Raw genomic sequence first — 20,190 nt, 5'->3', positions numbered from 1 at the left:
GGACCCGGTCCGAGATTTCCCGTCACTCTTCTGTTCCCATCCTCTCCTATCCCGACAGGTTGAAGTTGCCGTTGCTACCGTAAATAGACAGCGAAACCAGCAGCGTTACCGACACCACGACGACAAGCGAGGTGCGCACCGCGTTTCCAGTCGCGTTGCCGACGCCGGATGGTCCACCGGAAGCGAAATAGCCGTAGTACGTGTGGATCAGCAAGATGGTGAGCGCCATGAGGACGGCTTGCAGGAACGACCACAACAAGTCGATCGGGTTCAGGAATGTGTTGAAGTAGTGGGCGTACAATCCTTCCGACTGCCCGAACAGGAAGGTCGTGGTGAACTGGCTGGCGACGAATGACAGGATCACCGCGATGCTGTACAGCGGCGTGATCGCGAGCATTCCGGCCAGGATCCGGGTGCTCACCAGGTACGAAATCGGGCGAATGGCCATGCTTTCCAGCGCGTCGATCTCTTCGTTGATCCGCATGGCACCCAGCTGAGCGGTCACCCCGGCGCCGAAGGTTGCCGCCAGGCCGATCCCGGCGACCACTGGCGCCGAAATACGCACATTGATGAACGCGGCGAGAAAGCCGGTCAGCGCCTCGATACCGATATTTCCCAGCGAGCTGTAGCCCTGAACGGCCAGCGTGCCGCCCGCGGCCAGCGTCAGGAAGCCGACGATCACCACGGTTCCGCCGATCATCGCCAAAGTGCCTGCGCCCATGCTGATCTCGGCAATCAGCCGGATGACCTCGCGCCGGTAGTGCACCGCCGCAAACGGTGCCCCAGCGATCGCCTTCCCGTAGAAAATGGTGTGATCGCCAATTCGGTTGAGGGTGCCTATCGGGCGTTCGAGTTGGCGGAACAGCCCGGGATAGGCGGCGCGCAGCGTCATCGCATCTCCCCCGTTACTTCGCCGTCATCTTGATGCCGATCGCGGTGACGACCACGTTGACGACGAACAGCGACATGAAGGCGTAGACCACGGTCTCGTTCACCGCGTTGCCAACGGCCTTGGCGCCCCCGCCACTGATGATCAGGCCGCGATAGCACGCCACCAATCCGGCGATGAGGCCGAAAAGCGCTGCCTTGACACAGGAAATGATCACCTCGGGGACGCCGGTCAACAGGGTGATGCCTGCGGCGAATGCGCCGGGATTGACGTCCTGGACGAATACCGAGAACGTATAGCCGCCCAGAATTCCGATGATGACGACCAGGCTGTTGAGCAATAGGGCCACCAACCCCGAGGCCAGCATCCGCGGTGTCACGAGGCGTTGCACCGGGTTGATCCCCAGTACCTCCATCGCGTCGATCTCCTCGCGGATGGTTCGCGACCCAAGATCCGCGCACATCGCCGTGGCACCCGCGCCCGCCACGATCAACACCGTAACCAGCGGGCCCACCTGGGTGACCGCGCCGAACGCGGCACCCGCACCCGAGAGGTCCGCGGCGCCCAGTTCACGCAACAAGATGTTGAGCGTGAAACTGACCAGGACGGTAAACGGGATGGCCACCAACAGCGTGGGGGCCAGCGAAACGCGCGCGACAAACCATGACTGTTCCAAGAACTCGCGTGCCTGGAAAGGCCGTCGAAATACGAACTTGACGGCGTCCGCCGACATCGCAAACAAGCCCCCGACTGCCTGCATGGGCCCGGAGAGGTCCCATTTCAGTTTCAGCGGGGGCAATCCGGGTGACCAGCGGTCGACGCGCCTATCTGCCATCGGCATCAGATCCTTCCGACGTTACGAGACAGGCGTTCGGCTCAAGCATTTCAGGATCTCCGGCTCCCTGCTGTACTCAAGTGACGGCGCCGGCCGTCTTGAGTTCGATGATGCGGTCCCAATCGAGTCCGAGTTCCAACAGGATCTCGTCGGTCTGCTCGGCGAATCCGGGTGCCGGCCCGGTGTGCGGTGCGGTGACATCGAATTGGACCGGGTTGGCGACCAGGTCGAGTTCGCCTGCGCGCAGCACATACTCGTTCGCGCGGACCTGGGCGTCGTCGGCCGCTTGCAGGGTGTCCTGCACCGGCGCCCACGGCCCGGCGAGCGTCGCAAAGCGTTCGCTCCACTCGGCAAGCGTGCGGGTTGCGATGACCTTGGTCAAGATCTCCACCGCATCTGCCGTGTTTGCGGCGATCTTCTCCGCGGTCGCGAACCGGGGATCGTCGGCCAGTTCCGGCCGATCGATATGCCGGCACACGTCGGCCCAGAACTTGCCGGGCTGCATCATCACCAACGAGATGTAGCGGCCGTCGGAGGTCGGGTACACCCCCACGAGCGGGTTGACCGGGGAGCCGTGTATGCCCGGCGGCGGCGCTTGCATGAGCTGACCCAGGTGCATGGTCAACGCCACCGTGTGGCCCAAGGACCACAGGCCGCTGCCCAGCAGCGACACGTCGACGACGGACGGTTCACCGGTACGCTCGCGCTTGAGCAACGCCGCCGCGATGCCACCGGCGAGGTTGGTGCCGGAGATGGTGTCGCCGTACGCCGGCCCCGGCGGGTTGATCATCCCGTCGTAGCCCATCGGGGTGATGGTGGCGGCGGTTCCGGCCCGGCACCAGAAGGCGGTCATGTCATAGCCGCCCTTGACGGACTCCGCGCCGCGGGGGCCGAGCGCGCTGCCTCGGGCGTAGATAATCTTCGGGTTCACCGCGCGAATGTCGTCCACGTCGATGCCGAACTTCTGCCGCGCACCGGGCAGGAAGCTGGTCAGGAACACGTCGGAACGGCGCGCCAGCTCGTAAAGCACCTCCTTGCCCTCGGGTACCGACATGTCCAGTCCGATGCTGCGCTTGCCGCGGTTGGCGTGTTCGATGTTGGGGTTCGGGTCGCCTTCGACCCGCAACATGCCGGTCTGCCGGAGTCCGCGTTGCGGATCGCCGGTCACGGCGTGCTCGACCTTGACCACGTCGGCGCCCCATTCGGCCAGCACCGCACCCGCCGACGGGACGAACCCGTACATGGCGACCTCCAGCACGCGGATGCCTGCCAGCGGATTCATGCCGGGGCTCCTCCAGCCGGCCCGGCGGCGTCGGCCTCCGCCACGCCGGCATCCGGGGCGTGTCCCAGGACCGCACCGGTCGCGCGATTGATCGACGAGAAGATCTGCCCGACTGCGACGAGTCGGCCGTTGATCAACAGCCGGCGGTCGGCCAGCGAAGGCGTGCGGGCGCCTTGTGTGGTAACAATCACGATAATTTCATTCTCCTTCTTGGCGAATCTTACATTCGAGGTCAGCGAATTCAAGAAGGTCCTTGAAACGGCGCAGACCTGCCCGCCAGCTAAGCAATCGCTCAGCGGTAGGCGCCGTGGACCTCTCGGCGCAGGCCGAGCAGCAGTTTTCGGGCAAGCTTGCCGGCCGCTCGCAGATGAGAGTAAGGTTCTCACAATTGAAAGGAAGATTCTTTATGATTGAGACGGCCTGGCTGTTATACGTAAAGGCGTACGCAAAGGTCGCCACGTGAAGACCGCCGTCGTCACCGGCGGCGGCTCCGGCATCGGCCGGGCCGTCGCGCAGCGCCTGCGCGCCGACGGCCTCGACGTGGCGACCATCGACCTCCAACCATCCGACACGGACCTCGCCTACACCGCCGACGTCACGGAGCGCGCGCAGGTGGATGCCGCGCTGTCGGAAATCCGCGGCCGGCTGGGACCGGTCACCGTGCTGGTCAACGCCGCCGGCCTGGACGGATTCCAGCGTTTCAGCAACATCACGTTCGAGGACTGGCAGCGCGTGATCGACGTCAACCTCAACGGCGTTTTCCATACGATCCAGGCGGTGGTGCCCGACATGATCGAGGCCGGATGGGGCCGGATCGTCAACATCTCGTCGTCGAGCGCGCATTCCGGCCAGCCCTACATGGCTCACTATGTGGCGGCGAAATCAGCCGTCAACGGGCTCACTAAATCCTTGGCGCTCGAGTACGGGCCCAGCGGCATCACGGTCAACGCCGTGCCACCGGGCTTCATCGACACCCCGATGTTGCGCTCCGCCGAGGCGCGGGGGTTCCTCGGCGACGTCGAGCAGAACATCGCGAAGACCCCGGTACGCCGGATGGGCAGGCCGGAAGACATCGCCGCGGCGTGCGCCTTTCTGGTGTCCGAGGAGGCCGGCTACATCACCGGGCAGATTTTGGGCGTCAACGGCGGCCGAAACACCTGAGCAGGAGTGCCCGGCGGTGTCCAACGACCACGACGTCAACAACGAACGCCGTGGCTAGAAAGGCATTTCGATCCCGACGGTTAGGCGCATCAACGGGGTGCGCGGGGGCATCCTCGAGATGGACGGCCCTGAGCACCGCATCTATCGCAACGTCCTGAACCCCTTATCTGTCACCGGCCGCTGTCAGGCGCTGGGCGCCATTCATCGACGAGGTGGCGCGCGCCCGCCTCGACGACAGGATCGAGGAAGGCAGCATCGAATTCGTCGACGATCTGGCCAACGTCGTGCCCGCCGTTCTGCCGCTGGCGCTCATGGGCATCCCGTTGAAGAAATGGAAGATCTACAGCGAGCCGACGCATGCCGCGGTCTACACCCCCGAGCACAGCCCGGACATCCAACGAGTTGCCGAGTTGCACCGCAGATCGGGCTCGATCTGGTCAACAACATGATCGAGATACGCGCCAATCCCCGACCCGGTCTGGTCAGCGCCCTGCTCGAAATGCGCATCGACGGCGAGCCCGCTCCCGATCTGGAAACATTCGGGAACCTGGGGTTTGTCATCCGTGGTGGCTTCGAGACCACGACGGTCCTGACCGCCCATGCGCTGGAATGGCTTTCACAGCACCCCGGCCTACGAGCGCTACTCAACACGCGGCGCGAAACCCCGCTCGACCCCGCGGCCGAAGAGTTCCTGCGCTACTTCACCGCAGCGCCCGGTGATGGCCAGACCTTCTCCGAAGACGTCGAACTGATGGGATCCACTTCAAGGAGGGCGAGCGGTTTGGATTTCGTAGGCGATGGCAAACCACGACCCGTCGGGCCTGGGCCGCTTCGCCACCCAACTTGGGGGCACCGCCAGAGATGGTGGGCCGTGAGTGCCGAGATTTTTCCGAGTAGTCGTGTTCAGCGTGACCGCGCCTTATATTCAGGCCAAGCCCGCCGAGCGCGTTCGCAGAGATGGGAGACAGACCGGTGAGGACATTAGCCCTAAGCCTTGGGCTTGCCATGGCCACGCTGACTCTTACGCCGGCCGCCCGCGCGGACATGGTGGTCGGCAACTACCGGTTGGACACCGACCGCGATCCTGGCCACAGCTGGCTTTGGGCGATTCGGGCGTGCACCAGCAACGAGCCGGGATGCCTACATATAGAAGCGATACCGCAACCCAACGGGCAAGCGGCGCCCTACGACGGAAATGCTTACCTGGCGGATGGTCGCTACACCATGAGCGTCGACGTGCCCGATGGTGTGCGCTGCGTGATCCAGTTCTTTCCCTCACATGACGTCTATTCGTGGGATGCAGCCTCACTGGGCGGCCAGGTGGTCTCCACGTTCGACACGGGATGCGGCGGCGGACCAGGAGGCACCCACACCTACCCCTTCTCGCTCGTGCGATGGTAGTGCCGGAGTTCGATCGATGATGTTGGTGACGGGTGGTATGCGCGATGGCTGAGGCGAAAGAACCGCCGGAAGATTTAGCCCCGTCGAAGGCCGACGCGATGGCGTTGATCGAAGAGGCCGAAGCAGAAGCAGCCGAAGCCGAAGCGCTGGCCGCCGCCGCGCGCGCCCGCGCCCGCGCGGCCAGGCTGCGGCGCGCGGCGGCGGCCGAGGCCGCCGAGACCGCCGACAAGACCCTCGCAGCCGCGGAACCCGAATCCGGGCAGGCCGGCGGGCGACGACGGTTGCCGTCACTGTCGGCGATCTCCAAGGCGGCCACGATCGTTCTCATCTGCGCCCTTGCCGGAGTCAGCGGATACATCTTGTGGCAAGACCGAGACGCCGCCGAGCGAACGCAGCGCGCCGCGAACTTCGTCGCGGGGGCCAGGCAGGGCGTCGTCAACATGACCACCATGGACTTCAAGAAAGCCCAGGAAGACGTCCAGCGCGTGCTTGACAGCTCCACCGGCCAGTTCAGGGACGACTTCGGCCAGCGCGCAAAGGATTTCGCGTCGGTGGTCGAGCAGTCCAAAGTGGTCACCCAGGGAACGGTCAACGCGGCCGCCATCGAATCCATGCACGAACATTCCGCATCGGTACTGGTTTCGGCGACATCGCGGGTCACCAATTCCATAGGCGCCAAGGACGAACCGCGTGTGTGGCGGCTCCGCGTAACCGTGACCGAAGAGGGCGGACAGTACAAGATGTCGAAAGTCGAGTTCGTACCGTGACCGATGACACCCGCGACATCGAAACCAACGAGGCCGCCGAGGCGGTCGAGGACGATCCGGACGGGGCCGAAACCGCGGTCGACGAGTCGGCGACGGAGCTGCCCGCCGAAGATGATGACTCCGCCCGGCGGTCGCGCCTGCTGCGCAACGTGAAACTCGTCCCCGTGATTCTGGTCGTGTTGCTGCTGACGTCTGGCGGTGCCACGACGTGGCTGTACTTCAAGCGGTACCAGCCAAATCAACGCACTGACCCCGCCGTCGCCCGGGCGGTGATCAGCGCGGCGTCCAACGGAACGGTCGCGTTGCTGTCCTACTCGCCCGAATCGCTCGACAAGGATTTTGCCACCGCCAAGTCGCACCTTTCCGGTGAATTCCTGTCGTACTACAACCAATTCACCGAGCAGATCGTGGCTCCGGCCGCCAAACAGAAGTCGCTGAAAACGACCGCCCACGTGATGGGCGCCGCGGTATCGGAGTTGCATCCGGATTCGGCCGTGGTTCTGGTGTTCGTCGACCAGAGCACCACAAGCAAGGACAGGCCCGATCCGTCGATGGCGGCCAGCAGCGTGCTGGTGAGCTTGACCCGGATCAACGGCAACTGGCTGATCACCAAGTTCGACCCAGTCTAGGAATCGCGCCCGCGGCGTCTACCGCGAGCAGACGCAAAGGCGCCCAATTAGTCGGCGTGTCGCGAGCTTTCGCGTCTGCTCGCGCTAGCCGCGAGGGAGGCCAAGCAGTCGCTGGGCGATGATGTTGCGCTGGATCTCGGAAGTTCCGCCGGCGATGGTGCCGGAAAAGCTTCGGGCATAACGCTCGAACCAGCTGCCGAAATAGTGGTCGAGGTTCATCGGCGCGTACGGACCGCTCAGCGCGGGGTGGATCAGGCCGTCCGGCCCGGCGGCCTCCAGGGCCTGTTCGCACGCGCGCAGCTCGGCTTCGGAACCGAGCAGCTTGAGCACCGACAGCGCGGCCACATCGTCTTCGCCGCGGGCGGCGCGTGCCAGGGCCACCGAACCCAACAGGCGGAGGGCATGTTTGTCCATGATCGTGGTGGAGTAATGGTCGCGCTCGCGCGCCGTCGTGGGACGGAAGTCGGCGATCACGTTCTCGAGTCGATCCACGAAGCCCAGCCACATCATCGTGCGCTCATGACCAAGCGACCCGTTGGCCACCTGCCAACCCTGGTTCTCCCGCCCAACCAGGTTCTCCGCCGGCACCCGCACGTCGGAGAAGAACACCTCGTTGAAGTCCAGGTCATCGGCCGCGCAGATCGACGGGAAGGGCCGGCGCACGATGCCGGGGGTTTCGGTCGGTATCAGCAATGCGCTGATGCCCTTGTGTTTTGGCGCATCCGGATCGGTTCGCACAAACGTCAACAACACGTCGGCGTCGTGTGCTCCGGAGGTCCATACTTTCTGGCCGTTGACGACGTAGTGATCGTCCTCGAGCACAGCCCGAGTACGCAGCGACGCCAGATCGGACCCTGCACTCGGCTCGCTCATCCCCAACGAGGCGGTGATTTCGGCCCGGAGGATCGGCACCGCCCAGCGGTGTTTTTGCTCCTCGCTGCCGAACGACAACAGTGACGCCGCAACGATGTTCACGCCCTGCGGGTTGAAGCTGTGGTAGATCCGCCGGCGGCTGAGTTCCTCCAGGTAGACGAATTGCTGCAGCACGGTCGCGTTGCGGCCGCCGAATTCCGGTGGCTGACCGGGCAATAGCCAGCCGCTGTCGAAGAGCAGGCGCTGCCAGCGACGCGCCCACGGTGGCATATGGGAGACCGACCGGGGACGCTCGCGCGTTTCGCCTGCGGGAGGCAGATTCTCGTCGAGGAAGGACGCAAACTCCGCACGGAACGCCTCGACATCGGATTCAAAAGTCAGCTGCACGGTACTCCTCGGCGATCCGCGCGCGATGCTCGGCGGCGCCGCCCAGCATCAGCTCACCGGCCTTGGCTCGCTTGAGCGCGAACTGCAGGTCGTTCTCCCAGGTGAACCCCATGGCGCCGAAGAGCTGTAGGCCGTGGCGGAACACCAGCGACTGGCACTCACCCGCCGATGCCTTGGCCATCGCGGCCGCCAACCGCCGCCGCGGGTCGTCGGCGGCGATCGTCAACGCGGCGTAGTACGCCAGCGCCCGAGCGCGCTCCACAGCGACGTGCATGTCCGCGGCCTTGTGCTGGACGGCCTGGAAAGAGCCGATTGGCACGCCGAACTGATGACGGCTGCGGACATGCTCGAGGACCAGATCGAGGATGCGTTGGCACGCGCCGACCATCGTCATCGCCATACCCGTCAGCGCAACATGATGCGCCCGCTCCCGGTCAGCGGTTACCCGGACGCTGTCGGGCACGCGGACGCCGCAGAATGACAGGTCAGCGACATGCAGCACCGGATCGAAAACGGCGCAACGCCGGGCCGACACCTGATCGGACCCGACGATGAACACCCCGGCGTCGGTCACCACCGCCAGCTTGTCGGCGCGATCGCCGTCGAGCACATGGCGCGCGCTACCGTCCAACACCCAACCATCGGCGTCCCGGTGCGCCGACACCCCGTTGTACGCCGCGGCACCCGACTGGTGCGGGTCGAAGTGACCCCACGCCAACGGCGCGAACTGGCTCATCGTGGCCAGGAAGGGGCTGGGATCGGTGGCCCGGCCGAGCTCTTCGAACACGATCGCCAGCTCCACCGCGCTGGCCGGCTCGTGGAGCTCGGTCCAGCCGAGCTCCACATAGACGTTCCACAACGGGCTCGGGTCGACGCCATCGTCGGCCACCGCACGCACCAGCGACGGCGGACACTGCTTGGCGATGGCATCGCGCACCGTGTGCTGCCACAGCCGCTGATCGGCATCGAATTCCAACAGCATGAAGGTGCCTTCCCGTCGCCCATCACCGATGCGAGAATATCATTCTCGGCTACGGAAGTAGCAATCTCGCAATTTGGTTATGGGGTGCGTGAAGGGATCGGAATGCTCGACACCGCAAGGACGCGGTGGGAGATCGAAGCCATCAAGCAACTCAAGGCGCGTTACTGCAGTCTTCAATCCGCTGTTTTCCGTGCGCATCTCGCCTCGGTGGCGTCACGCCGGGGCCTTTCTGGTGCGGAGGTTTGGCCGGTGAACGACCAGGCCGAGCCAGCGATGAACGGGACCGCCCGGTTTTTCGCCGCGCGCTCAGCGGATTAGGCCACAATCGTCCGCTACTCGAATGATCGTGTCGGTATTGCGCAGCATCACGCGAACATGAATAGTTCGCCGCCCAGTCAAGCAAGCGTGGCGACTCAGGGGTCGTCTTCATCCTCGTCCACCAGTAGTTTTTCGGGGTGGTGGTAGCTGTTGGTCCTCGGCTGGCCGTGGTCGAGGTGCGGCGGTGGGATCCATTCGGTGGTGCCGTCTTTGCGTTTTCGGGTGGTCCAGCCTTGTTCGGCCAGTGGGTGATGCCCGCCGCAGGCGAAGGTCAGGTCGTTGACGTCGGTGGTATGGCAGTGGGCGTAGGGGGTGCAGTGGTGCACCTCGCAGTAGTAGCCGGACACGTCGCATCCCGGCGCGGTGCACCCGCGGTCCTTGGCGTACAGGACAATTCGTTGCCCGGGGGAGGCCAGGCGTGTGGTGTGATACAGCGCCAGGGCCTTGCCCTGGTCGAAGATCGCCAAGTAGTGGTGGGCGTGGCGGGCCAGGCGGATCACATCGGATATGGGCAGCATGCCGCCGGCGCCGGTGCGCCCCTTGCCGGCGGCGGCCTCGAGGTCGTTGAGCGTGGTGGTCACGATGATGCTGGCCGGCAACCCGTTGTGCTGGCCCAGCTTTCCGGAGGCCAGCAGCGCGCGCAGCGCGGCGTTGAGACCATCGTGGTTGCGCTGCGCGGTGCTGCGGGTGTCGTGCCGCACGGCCTGTTCCGACGGCGCGCCGTCGATGACCGGCGTCTCATCGGTGGGGTTGCACATGCCCGGGGCGGCCAGCCTGGCCAGCACCGCCTCCACGGTGGCCCGCGCCTCGGGCGTCAGATAGCCACTGATCCGTGACATCCCGTCGACATCGTGCTTGCCCACCACCAGCGCCGGCGCGCCCGATCCTCCTCGGAGAAGTCGCCGTCGGGGTTAAGGCAGTCCATCAACCGCGCGGCCAGCCTGGCCACCTGGTCGGGGCGAAACTGGGTGGCCAACCGGGCCAGATGGGCCTCGGCCTGGTCTTGGGTCTCCACATCAACACCGACCGGCAGGCGGCGAACGACATCACGGATCACCCGAACATGCCCGTCACCGATCCGGCCCGCCCGCTGCGCCGCCGCGGTCGCGGTCAGCCGCGGCGCCAACGGCTGACCGGTCAACGCCCGCCGCTCACCCAGATCGGCAGCCTCGGCCACCCGCCGGCTGGCCTCACCCCGGGTGACACCCAACCGGCTGGCCAACACCGACCCCAGCTTGCCGCCCAACTCCTCCTCGCCGGCCCGCTCGGCGAGCTGATTGATCAACCCATGCCGAGCCACCGGCAGCCGACGCGCCTCGTCTTCGAGTTTCTCCAGAAACCCCAACCGCTCCGGGGTGGTCAACACATCAAACGACAAGCCGCACAAGCGGTCCACATCATGATCGAGCGCGTCGCAGACCTCAACGATCTCCTCGCGCGTGCTCGAACCCATACCCCAATACTATGAGCCGCCACCGACAGAAACCGGTCCGCTAAAACCACTGAAACTACAGTGACACACGGGATTTCATCGCAGCGACGACAGCATGCGTCCGCATCGAGACCTGCTCTTCCGTCGGTGGAGTACCGCGGGCGAGGCTGCTCGTACACGCGCTTACGCGACCGAGACAACGACCCTTACGTTCGGGCCGACCGAGCCATTCGAGAAGGCTGCGGGGTCTCAGCCGGTGAACCGCCAGTAACTTCCACGTTGAACGTGGCAGAGAATGATATTCTTACTTGTGAAGAACACTACTTGCGCCCTGGCCACATATAGCCACAGCTACCAGTACTAATGATTAACCGAAATGCTTACGGGAAATCCATTGATTGGCGGCCAGCGAGAATGTTAGGTTATCTATCATATGGCCCGGCCGGGCTCACTTTGGCTGCCGGAACCGGAGGGCGACTGACGTGATCGAACACGCTGACGGAACCCGCACGCCCTTTATCGACGCGAGCGTGCACATCTTCTTCCCGTCCAGCAAGGACCTGCGCTCATTCTTGCGTGAGCCCTTCAAGAGCCGCGGTTTCCCTGACTACGAGATGGACTGGTACGGGGCGCCCGGCGGCGAGTACGCGCCGAACACCGACGGAGCGAACCAGCGGTATCCGGGTTCGGATCCGGAATTCGTTGCCAACGAACTGTTTTCGAAGCGCGGGGTCGACATGGCGGTCCTGCATCCGATGGGACGCGGCATCATGCCGGACCGGCATCTGGGCAGCGCGCTACATGCCGCTCACAACGAGATGATGGTGTCGCGCTGGCTTGAGCACGGCGAGTTCGGCCACCGCTTCCGCGGCACGATCCGGGTCAACCCCGACGACATCGCTGGCGCGGTGCGCGAGGTCGACAAATGGCGCACGCACCCGCGCGTGGTTCAGATCGGTGTGCCGCTGCAGTCCCGCGAGCTCTATGGCAAACCGCAGTTCTGGCCGCTGTGGGAAGCCGCCGCCGAGGCGAATCTTCCGGTGGCTGTGCACATCGAGTCGGGCGAGGGCATCGCCTTTCCCCCGACACCTTCCGGCCACACCCGGACATACGAGCAATACGTCAGCTTCATGGCGCTGAATTACCTCTATCACCTGATGAACATGATCGCCGAGGGGGTGTTCGAGCGGTTCGCAAACCTGAAGTTCGTGTGGGCGGACGGTGCGGCGGACTTCGTGACGCCGTTCATCTGGCGGATGGACGTCTTCGGCCGGCCGCACCTAGAACAGACGCCGTGGGCGCCGCGCATCCCCAGCGACTACCTGCCCGGACATGTCTACTTCGTCCAGGGCAGCCTCGACGGTCCCCCCGAAGATGCCGACTTCGCCGGTGAGTGGTTCGGCTTCACCGACAAGGACGACATGGTGATGTTCGGCTCCAGCTATCCGCACTGGCAGTGCGCCGACGTCGGCAAGCTGCCGAGAGCGCTGTCCAGCGGACAGCGCGAGAAGCTGTGCTGGCGCAACGCGGCCAACCTGTACGGGATCGACATTTCTGTGGGCTCCGGCGCACAGTAGACGGTAGACAAGGGAGGCCACCATGCTGACACAGACTCACAAGCGGGTTCCCGCCGCCGAGCGCATTGCCGTCCGGTGCGTCGACTCGGACATCCACCCGTACCCAAGGCGCGGTGAGCTGGTCGAATACATACCGGAGCCGTGGCGCAGCAAGTACTTCCTGGCCCGCCGGGTCGGCGAGACCATCTACTACGACGCTCCGGACTACGCGCACGCGTACGCGATGCGCGTCGACACCTTTCCGCCCGATGGCGAATTCGCCTGCAGCGACCCGGAAATGGCGTTCCGGCAGCTGATCATGGAGGCCGGCGCGGACATCGCGATCCTGGAACCCCTGGGAGCGGCAACGCGCCTTCCGGAGACTACCCACGCCTTCGCTTGTGCCCTCAATGATTGGCAGGCCAACCACTGGCTGGACGGCCACAACAACTGGCACGAACGGTGGCGCGGTTCAATCTCCGTCGCCATCGAGGATCCGGAGGGCGCAGCCCGCGAGATCGAGAAGTGGGCCGGCCACCCCTACATAGCGCAGATCCTGATCAAGGCCGAGCCAAGACCGTCGTGGGGCGACCCGAAGTACGATCCGATCTGGGCGGCTGCCACCAAGCACGACATCACGGTGAGTTGCCACCTCGCACGCGGCGCGTACGAAACGCTGCCGATCCCACCGGTGGGTTTCCCCAGCTACAACCACGACTTCATGGTGACCTACTCGCTGCTGGCCGCCAACCAGGTGATGAGCCTGATCTTCGACGGCGTCTTCGACCGGTTCCCGACGCTGCGGATCGTGTTCGTCGAGCACGCCTTCAGCTGGATCCTGCCGCTGATGTGGCGCATGGACGCGGTCTACCAAGCGCGCAAGTCGCGGGTGGAGATCAAGCGCAAGCCAAGCGAGTACGTCAAGGACCACATCAAGTTCACCACCCAGCCGCTGGACTACCCGGAAGACAAGACCGAGTTGATCCGCGCCTTGAAGTGGATGGAATGCGAGAAGATCCTGCTGTACTCCTCGGACTACCCGCATTGGACGTTCGACGACCCGCGCTGGTTGGTCAAGCACCTTCCCAAAGCGGCTCGCGAGGCGGTGATGTTCAAGAACGGCATCGCGACGTATCACCTCCCGGAGACGGTTCCGGTTCTTGAGGGTCAAGTGCGGGTGCTCTGAATTGGCGGAAGAAACCCCCAAGCGACCCCCACCCCGTCTCGCTCAGGGCCGCGAGCATGTCGTCGCGACGGTGGACGAGATTCCTCCGGGCACGCACAAGCTGGTGCCGATCGGACGGCACGGCGTGGGCGTCTACAACGTCAACGGCAACTTCTACGCCATCGCGAACTACTGCCCGCACCAGGGCGGTCCGTTGTGCTCCGGGCGCGCCCGGGGACGCACCATCGTGGATGAGAGTGTCGCCGGGGACGCCGTCATGGTTCGGGATCTCGAGTTCATCTACTGCCCCTGGCATCAATGGGGTTTCGAGCTGGCGACGGGCACCACCGCGGTCAAGCCGGAGTGGAGTATCCGCACCTATCCGGTCCGTGTGGTGGGCAACGACGTTCTGGTGATGGCATGACATTGCAGGAGAACCGCGTGTCGTCCGTCGAGGTGAACGGCGGAAACGTCGTCTACGAAATCCTTGGCGACTCAGGTGATCTCATCGTACTGACACCCGGCGGCCGGTTCAGCAAGGATGTTCCTGGCCTGCGGCCGCTGGCCGAGGCACTGGTCGGTGGCGGCTACCGGGTGCTGCTGTGGGACCGGCCCAATTGCGGCGCCTCCGATGTACAGTTCTACGGCCAAAGCGAATCGCACATGCGCGCCGAGACCCTGCACGGTGTGCTGGCCGCGCTCGGTGTCCAGCGGTGCATCATCGCCGGGGGCTCGGGCGGGGCGAGGGATTCCATGCTGACAACGATGCTCTACCCCGAACTGGTCGAGCGGCTCGTCGTGTGGAACATCGTCGGCGGCGTGTACGGCACGTTCGTGCTGGGTTCCTACTACGTGGTCCCAAGCATTCTCGCGGCGCGCGGAACCGGAATGGCCGGGGTGATGAGGGTGCCCGAGTGGCGCGAGCGGATTGAGGAGAACCCGAACAACAAGCAGCGGTTCCTGGCCCTCGACCGCGACGAGTTCCTCAAGGTGATGCTGCGCTGGCTCAACGCGTTCGTGTCCAAGCCTGGACAGACCATTCCCGGCGTCGAGGACGAAATGTTCGACCGCATAACGGTTCCCACGCTGATTATCCGCGGAGGTGAGAACGACTGGGATCATCCCAAGCGGACGTCGCTCGAGGTGAGCTGCTTGATCAAGGGATCCAAGCTGATCGATCCGCCCTGGCCCGAGGATGCGTGGGAGCGCGCGGCCGAAGACCGCGCCGCGGGCAGGGTGACCCACTTCAACATGTTCGACACCTGGGTGCAGGCCGCGCCCGCGATCCTCGAATTCTTGGGCTCGTGATGTCCCACTATGCCCTACCTGGTGCGGATGTGAACCTCACAGTTCAGCGACGCCTCAAGGGCCGTGTGGATCCGGCTTTCCGGGATGCGTTCGAGGTCGGCCTCGCGCAAGGTCACGTAGACGACGTCAAAGCCCTCCGCATCGGCGCACCGGACGATTTCACCGGCAAGCCCGAACGCGGACAGCACGCCGTGGGCATCGTCGTCGGTTCCCCTGCTGATGAAGGTGACCGCGCCTGCCACCGGGCCGGTGTTGAACACTTTGCTGCACAAGTCAATTGCGGCCCGCTTGGCCACCTCGACGTCATCGCTGGCGATCAGCAGTTGAACGTCGCGGCCACGGTCGCTTTCGACGACGTCGGCGCCAGTCTCTCTAGTGAGCCCGAGGAGCACCGAGATGCCCTCGCGTAACTGTTCCGGGGTGAGCACACCGGTCGGGTCGACGTTGACACGCACCACGGCAGTTCGCATGTCCGCAAGACTAACCGCGACGATGGGGAGCTAGCTGATGGAAACCAGCACCGCGCCGACCGTCGTCGTCGCCACCTGGCCCGGCTGCCCGTCGCGGCTGCTGGGCGAGGCGCCCGGCCACATGCGGGAGAGCTTCGCCGAGTACCGGAAGCGCGGCGGCTACCGTCCCCTCGCCGCCCCCGACGAGGTGCTCGGCGAGGTCGACCACAGCGGGCTGCAAGGGCGCGGCGGCGCGGCGTTTCCGCTCGCGGTGAAATTGCGCACCGTGCGCGACAACGGGCGTACCGCCGGTGGCACCGTCGTCGTCGCGAACGGCGAAGAGGGGGAACCGGCGTCGATCAAGGATCGATGGTTACTGCGGCACCGGCCGCACCTGGTTCTCGACGGGCTGCGGCTGGCCGCGGCGATCGTGGCCGCCGACCGCGCCTACGTCTATGTGTCCGACCCGAAATCCGCTCGCAGCGTGGAAACCGCGTTGACCGAGCTCGAGCCCGGCGCGTTCGGTGACGTCGGAGTCGAGCTGTGGGAGGTCGATCCGGGGTACATCGCCGGCGAGGAAACCGCCGTCACCCGCGCGATCAACGGCGGTCCGGTGAAGCCGACCGACAAGCCGCCGCGGCCGTTCCAGAAAGGCGTCGGCGGGCGACCCACCCTGGTGAGCAATGTCGAGACCCTGGCCAACCTGCCCTACCTGCAACAGCACGGATCTGCGGAATTTCGCTCGCTGGGCACGGCATCCTCGCCCGGTACCTTCCTGGTAACCCTCACCGGCGCTGGCCGACCGCCGGCTCTCTACGAGATCCCGCACGGCCTGCCGTTCACCGAACTCCTTGCCCTGCACGGGGTTTCGTCCGAGCAGGTGCGGGGTGCGCTATTGGGCGGGTATTTCGCCGGGCTGCTGAATCGCGCGGTGCTGGACGCCACGTTGGACCACGAGACGCTGCGTGGCCTCGGCAGCGGCCTGGGTTGTGGCGCGATCGCGGTGATCACCGACGACTGCCCGGTTGCGGTTGCCGCGTCCGTGCTGGCCTACTTCGACCGCGAAAATGCCGGGCAGTGCGGATCGTGTTTCAACGGAACGGCCGCGATGGCGGCCGTCGCCGGGGCGCTGCGCGACGGCGTCGCCACCACCGGGGACCTCAGCCGGTTGCGGCGCTGGTCGGTGCTGCTGCGCGGCCGCGGGGCGTGCGCCACGCTGGACGCCGCCACCAATGTGGCGCGCAGCCTGCTCGACCAGTTTCCGCGCGCGGTGGCGCGCCATCTCGACCGCGCCTGCGAAGCGTGCCGCACCAGCGCTTTTCGCGCCGAACGGCCCTACGAGGTGGAGGCGGTGAGGCCCGCGTGACGAAAGGCATGAAAATTCACCTCGACCGCACCATCTGTGACGGCTTCGGCGTCTGCGCCAAGCACGCGCCGGGATACTTCTCGCTCGACGACTGGGGATACGCGGGCCTGATCGGGGACGGCGCCGTCGCCGAAGCCGACCGCGACGCGGTCATGCGCGCGCTGATGGACTGCCCGGTCCACGCCATCATGGAGATGGATGAACGTCGACCGGATGCCGTGCCACCACCGTTAAGCACCGACGAGGATCCCGCCGCTCACCTCAAGACCGAGGCGAGCGAAGCCGAGTGGGGTTTCACGCGTTGAGCGGTCCGATGGCGGCACACCCCCGATCCCCAGTCATTGACGGTGAATAGGGGTTGGACACGGCGGCGTTGGAGGTGGATCGACCGATCCTGACTGTGACCACTGGTATGAGCAAGGCGGTGCGAACGACGTCCAGCGACGCGGAGTACCCGGAGGTGCGTGCGTTGGGCGCTGAGTATTTCAGGCGCAATCCGCGTTCGGTGAAGTCGCGCTAACCACCGGCGGCCAGCATCGGCGCCGCTGGTCATTTCGCCATGTCCGAGGCCGCGGTGTGCGACACGCCGCGATGCGTGCGCATATGGTGCATTCTCGGCGTCCGCGGCTCTAACCGACTGAGCTATCGCCCCTGGTGCTAACTACAGTCGCCGTGACGTCTTTGGTCAGCAGGTAAAGATCGAGATTTGTCGCATCCTCGGAGTCGAACGGTTCGAAGCCGAATCGCTGCCACCAATTGAATGCCGCGGGGTTGAGTGCAGTGACGACGACGGCTCGGCAAGCTGCCTTCAGGTTCAGTTCGGCCGCAGTCGCTAGAATGTGCTTCACCATTTGAGTGCCGAGTCCAAGTCCCGTGACCCGCGTGTCAGTGGCCAATCGACCGACAAGCAGCGCGGGAACTTGCGTCGGGCCACCCTTCGCCAACGGAGCCGGGCTAGCGGCTCGATCCACCGAAGTCATCGACAAGGTTGCGTAACAACCCACCCGATGGCCGCGATCGGCGATGACCCACACCGCCGCGGTCTTGCCGCGTCGGTTCTGACCTGCGTAGCGGCGCAGCCACTCGTCTAGAGACGGCTCGCCCGAGGTGAATCCCTCGCGCTGATGCTTTTCCGGGTCCAGCAGCGTCGGCCGATAGAACTCCACTCAGTCCAGCCAGCTGAACTGCTGTGGGCGCTGCAATGCAGCCGCCAGCCGCTCGTTCACCCGCGCCGGACGGTTAAGTGCTTCCGTGAACGCGGCCGCCGCGTCGGGCGACAGATGGATGGTCTGTCGTTCGGCTAGCAGGTCGTCAGCTGCCTGACTAGCGGCCTGCAGTACGAATGCCGACACACTTAAGTGCGCCTCGCGGGCAGCCTCCTCCAGCCGACGCTTCGACACCGCATCGACGCGCAACTGCACACGCTCATCTTTCATGGCGGTCATGTACTTACAATGACAGTACGCAGCGGACTTAGTCGAGCGATACGCAATCGGCACTGTTCACTGCGCCTGAGCCGATACCGCGGTTGATACCGCAGCACTCTTTGACCCGTCCGGCTCCAGCCAGCGCGACAACCCCCCGGCCGCGCACAGCCGATACGGCCTAGATCGTGCCTGCTGGTAGGTGATAACGTAATTCTCTGATTCGTATAACGGTCCTACCGTGCCGTTGGCGGGCGCGCGACTCCCGGAGGTGACGTGTCAGCTGCACCGGGTCGCCCGCTGCCTCTGGTCACGCCCGAGAACGAGTTCTTTTGGACTGCCGGTTCCGACGGCACGCTGCGGTTGCAGGAATGTAGGTCCTGCGAGGCGCTGATCCACCCGCCCGCGCCGGTGTGCCGCTACTGTCGCTCGCGCGATATGGGCGTACGAACCGTCTCGGGCAGGGCGACCCTGGCCGGGTTCACCGTGAACCATCGGTTCAGCCTGCCCGGGCTGCCGGCGCCATACGTGGTCGCCCAGGTGGCGATTGCGGAAGATCCCCGGGTTCGGTTGACCACCAACATCATTGGGTGCGATCCCGATGAGCTCGAACTCGGACAGCAGGTGGAGGTGGTCTTCGAGCGGGTCGAGGACGTCTGGCTGCCCTTGTTCCGGCCAACGGCGGACGCTGAGCCCGGTCCCCTGCCGGTCGATGAGATCGCGCCGGAGCGCTTCGGCGAACACGTCCGCCCCATGCTGACTACCGAGAAGTTCGAGGACAAGGTCGCGCTCACCGGGATAGGCATGTCACCGATCGGGCGCCGGTTGATGGTGCCCCCGCTGTCCCTGACGGTGCAGGCGTGCGAGGCGGCCATTGCCGATGCCGGGCTGACGTTCGCCGACATCGACGGCCTGTCGACCTATCCGGGCGGCGGCAACCTGGGCGGGTTCGGCGAGGGTGGGGTGACCGCGTTGGAAGCGGCGCTGGGTATCCGGCCGACCTGGCACAACGGTGGCATCGAAACCTTCGGCCCCGGCGGATCGGTGATCGCGGCGATGCTCGCGATCGCCGGCGGCCTGGCTCGCCACGTGCTGTGCTTCCGGACGCTGTGGGAAGCCACCTACAGCGAGCTGATGAAGCAGGGCAAGATCACCCCGTCCGGTGGCCGCACGACCAGCTGGCAGTTCCCGTTCGGCGCCACGTCGGCGGCGCACACCCTGGCGATCAACGCGCAACGGCACTTCCATCGCTACGGCACCACGAAAGAGACGCTGGGCTGGATCGCGTTGAACCAGCGGGCCAACGCCGAACTCAACCCGACCGCCGTCTATCGGTCCCCGATGACGATGCAGGACTACCTGAACGCCCGGCCCATCACCACACCGTTCGGTCTCTACGACTGCGACGTGCCCTGTGACGGCGCGATAGCCGTCGTCGTCTCCGCCGTCGACGCCGCCCGCGACCTGGCCAAGCCGCCCGTTCTGGTAGAGGCGGTGGGAACGCAGATCATCGAGCGAATCGATTGGGACCAAAGCACTCTCACGCATGAGCCGCAGGTGCTGGGCCAGGCCGCACACGTGTGGACGCGAACTTCGCTGCGGCCCAGCGACGTCGACGTCGCCGAGCTCTACGACGGGTTCACCATGAACTGCCTGTCCTGGATCGAGGCGCTGGGGTTCTGCGGGATCGGTGAGGCCAGGGAATTCCTGGACGGCGGCAAGAACATCGCCCGCGACGGGCTGCTGCCGCTCAACACGCACGGCGGTCAGCTCTCACACGGCCGCACGCACGGCATGGGTCTGCTGCACGAGGCCGTCACGCAGTTGCGTGGCGAGGCCGGCGCGCGCCAGGTCGCCGGCGCCCGGGTCGGCGTGGTCAGCAGTGGCGGCCTCACCCCCAGCGGCGTGCTCCTACTGAGGGCGGCCACGTGAGCACCCCCCGCCCCCGGGTGGTGGTCGTCGACGG

20 protein-coding genes and 3 pseudogenes are annotated in these 20,190 nt (G+C 65.4%); 13 read left to right on the top strand and 10 right to left on the bottom strand.

The features are described from left to right. Positions 1–46: 46 nt before the first annotated feature. From G6N24_RS01555 to G6N24_RS01540, 4 genes and pseudogenes are all read right to left on the bottom strand, one after another. Positions 47–892 (bottom strand): ABC transporter permease, encoded by an 846-nt coding sequence (locus G6N24_RS01555; RefSeq protein WP_085156321.1) that lies wholly within the window; start codon positions 890–892, stop codon positions 47–49. Between the two features lie 13 nt (positions 893–905). After that, positions 906–1,724 carry an MlaE family ABC transporter permease gene (locus G6N24_RS01550; RefSeq protein WP_085156396.1) on the bottom strand — a complete coding sequence of 273 codons (819 nt, stop codon included), beginning with the start codon at positions 1,722–1,724 and terminating at the stop codon, positions 906–908. A gap of 76 nt (positions 1,725–1,800) precedes the next feature. Then, positions 1,801–3,006: a CaiB/BaiF CoA transferase family protein gene (locus G6N24_RS01545; RefSeq protein WP_085156326.1), complete on the bottom strand. Its 1,206-nt coding sequence runs from the start codon at positions 3,004–3,006 to the stop codon at positions 1,801–1,803. A 23-nt stretch (positions 3,007–3,029) separates the two neighbouring features. Further along, a pseudogene (locus G6N24_RS01540) lies at positions 3,030–3,203 on the bottom strand (aldehyde dehydrogenase); the annotation flags it as partial. Between the two features lie 262 nt (positions 3,204–3,465). Between G6N24_RS01540 and G6N24_RS01535 the strand changes: the two are divergent. From G6N24_RS01535 to G6N24_RS01515, 5 genes and pseudogenes are all read left to right on the top strand, one after another. Continuing rightward, a complete protein-coding gene (locus G6N24_RS01535) occupies positions 3,466–4,167 on the top strand; it encodes an SDR family NAD(P)-dependent oxidoreductase (RefSeq protein ID WP_085156333.1) in 702 nt (233 codons plus the stop codon). After that, a pseudogene (locus tag G6N24_RS01530) lies at positions 4,103–4,982 on the top strand (cytochrome P450); the annotation flags it as partial. The gene G6N24_RS01535 and the pseudogene G6N24_RS01530, both read left to right, overlap by 65 nt. 142 nt (positions 4,983–5,124) lie before the next feature. Further along, positions 5,125–5,568, top strand: coding sequence for a hypothetical protein (locus G6N24_RS01525; RefSeq protein WP_179963457.1), 444 nt, complete (start codon positions 5,125–5,127; stop codon positions 5,566–5,568). 44 nt (positions 5,569–5,612) lie between these two features. Beyond that, entirely contained in the window at positions 5,613–6,335 is a 723-nt protein-coding gene (locus G6N24_RS01520) for a hypothetical protein (protein WP_085156339.1), read from the top strand. Further along, on the top strand, positions 6,332–6,964 hold the full coding sequence (locus G6N24_RS01515) for a hypothetical protein (protein ID WP_139822180.1): 633 nt from the start codon (positions 6,332–6,334) through the stop codon (positions 6,962–6,964). Before G6N24_RS01520 ends, G6N24_RS01515 begins: the two co-directional genes overlap by 4 nt. An 84-nt stretch (positions 6,965–7,048) precedes the next feature. Here the strand turns inward: G6N24_RS01515 and G6N24_RS01510 are convergent, their stop codons facing one another. After that, the gene (locus tag G6N24_RS01510) at positions 7,049–8,224 is read right to left on the bottom strand and encodes an acyl-CoA dehydrogenase family protein (protein WP_085156342.1); all 1,176 of its coding nucleotides are present in this window, start codon (positions 8,222–8,224) and stop codon (positions 7,049–7,051) included. Then, positions 8,208–9,206, bottom strand: coding sequence for an acyl-CoA dehydrogenase family protein (locus tag G6N24_RS01505; protein WP_085156346.1), 999 nt, complete (start codon positions 9,204–9,206; stop codon positions 8,208–8,210). The genes G6N24_RS01510 and G6N24_RS01505 overlap by 17 nt, the downstream gene beginning before the upstream one ends. A 102-nt stretch (positions 9,207–9,308) precedes the next feature. Here G6N24_RS01505 and G6N24_RS01500 point away from each other — a divergent pair, with 102 nt between their 5' ends. Beyond that, complete coding sequence (locus G6N24_RS01500) at positions 9,309–9,524, top strand: hypothetical protein (RefSeq protein ID WP_085156349.1); 216 nt, start codon at positions 9,309–9,311, stop codon at positions 9,522–9,524. 95 nt (positions 9,525–9,619) lie between these two features. On the opposite strand, the pseudogene G6N24_RS01495 reads toward G6N24_RS01500, so the two are convergent. Beyond that, a pseudogene (locus G6N24_RS01495) lies at positions 9,620–10,977 on the bottom strand (HNH endonuclease signature motif containing protein). Positions 10,978–11,438: 461 nt separating this feature from the next. Between G6N24_RS01495 and G6N24_RS01490 the strand changes: the two are divergent. The 4 genes from G6N24_RS01490 to G6N24_RS01475 are packed head-to-tail and all read left to right on the top strand — an operon-like array spanning position 11,439 to position 14,985. After that, positions 11,439–12,533, top strand: a complete 1,095-nt coding sequence (locus G6N24_RS01490) for an amidohydrolase family protein (protein ID WP_085155930.1) — start codon at positions 11,439–11,441, stop codon at positions 12,531–12,533. Between the two features lie 22 nt (positions 12,534–12,555). Beyond that, positions 12,556–13,698 (top strand): amidohydrolase family protein, encoded by a 1,143-nt coding sequence (locus tag G6N24_RS01485; protein WP_085155932.1) that lies wholly within the window; start codon positions 12,556–12,558, stop codon positions 13,696–13,698. A gap of 1 nt (position 13,699) precedes the next feature. After that, positions 13,700–14,101, top strand: a complete 402-nt coding sequence (locus G6N24_RS01480; RefSeq protein ID WP_085155935.1) for a Rieske (2Fe-2S) protein — start codon at positions 13,700–13,702, stop codon at positions 14,099–14,101. A 17-nt stretch (positions 14,102–14,118) separates the two neighbouring features. After that, a complete protein-coding gene (locus G6N24_RS01475; RefSeq protein ID WP_085156047.1) occupies positions 14,119–14,985 on the top strand; it encodes an alpha/beta fold hydrolase in 867 nt (288 codons plus the stop codon). Between the two features lie 14 nt (positions 14,986–14,999). Here G6N24_RS01475 and G6N24_RS01470 read toward each other — a convergent pair whose 3' ends face one another. Continuing rightward, positions 15,000–15,455, bottom strand: a complete 456-nt coding sequence (locus G6N24_RS01470) for a hypothetical protein (RefSeq protein WP_085155937.1) — start codon at positions 15,453–15,455, stop codon at positions 15,000–15,002. 37 nt (positions 15,456–15,492) lie between these two features. Here G6N24_RS01470 and G6N24_RS01465 point away from each other — a divergent pair, with 37 nt between their 5' ends. Together G6N24_RS01465 and G6N24_RS01460 are read left to right on the top strand one after the other, a co-directional pair. Then, entirely contained in the window at positions 15,493–16,800 is a 1,308-nt protein-coding gene (locus tag G6N24_RS01465; RefSeq protein ID WP_085155940.1) for an NADH-ubiquinone oxidoreductase-F iron-sulfur binding region domain-containing protein, read from the top strand. A gap of 8 nt (positions 16,801–16,808) precedes the next feature. After that, positions 16,809–17,105, top strand: a complete 297-nt coding sequence (locus G6N24_RS01460; protein ID WP_085155943.1) for a ferredoxin — start codon at positions 16,809–16,811, stop codon at positions 17,103–17,105. Between the two features lie 324 nt (positions 17,106–17,429). On the opposite strand, the gene G6N24_RS01455 is transcribed toward G6N24_RS01460, so the two are convergent. After that, positions 17,430–17,966: a GNAT family N-acetyltransferase gene (locus tag G6N24_RS01455; protein ID WP_085155945.1), complete on the bottom strand. Its 537-nt coding sequence runs from the start codon at positions 17,964–17,966 to the stop codon at positions 17,430–17,432. Further along, positions 17,967–18,245, bottom strand: coding sequence for a type II toxin-antitoxin system TacA family antitoxin (locus G6N24_RS01450; protein ID WP_232070665.1), 279 nt, complete (start codon positions 18,243–18,245; stop codon positions 17,967–17,969). A 255-nt stretch (positions 18,246–18,500) separates the two neighbouring features. Between G6N24_RS01450 and G6N24_RS01445 the strand changes: the two genes are divergently transcribed. Further along, complete coding sequence (locus G6N24_RS01445) at positions 18,501–20,156, top strand: thiolase C-terminal domain-containing protein (RefSeq protein ID WP_085155948.1); 1,656 nt, start codon at positions 18,501–18,503, stop codon at positions 20,154–20,156. The last annotated feature ends 34 nt before the right edge of the window (positions 20,157–20,190 follow it).

The sequence above is a fragment of the Mycobacterium lacus genome, from assembly GCF_010731535.1.
In the GTDB taxonomy this organism is placed as follows: Bacteria; Actinomycetota; Actinomycetes; order Mycobacteriales; family Mycobacteriaceae; genus Mycobacterium; species Mycobacterium lacus.
The sequence above is the reverse complement of the archived record's forward strand: the minus strand, read 5'-3'. Positions and strand labels throughout refer to the sequence as shown.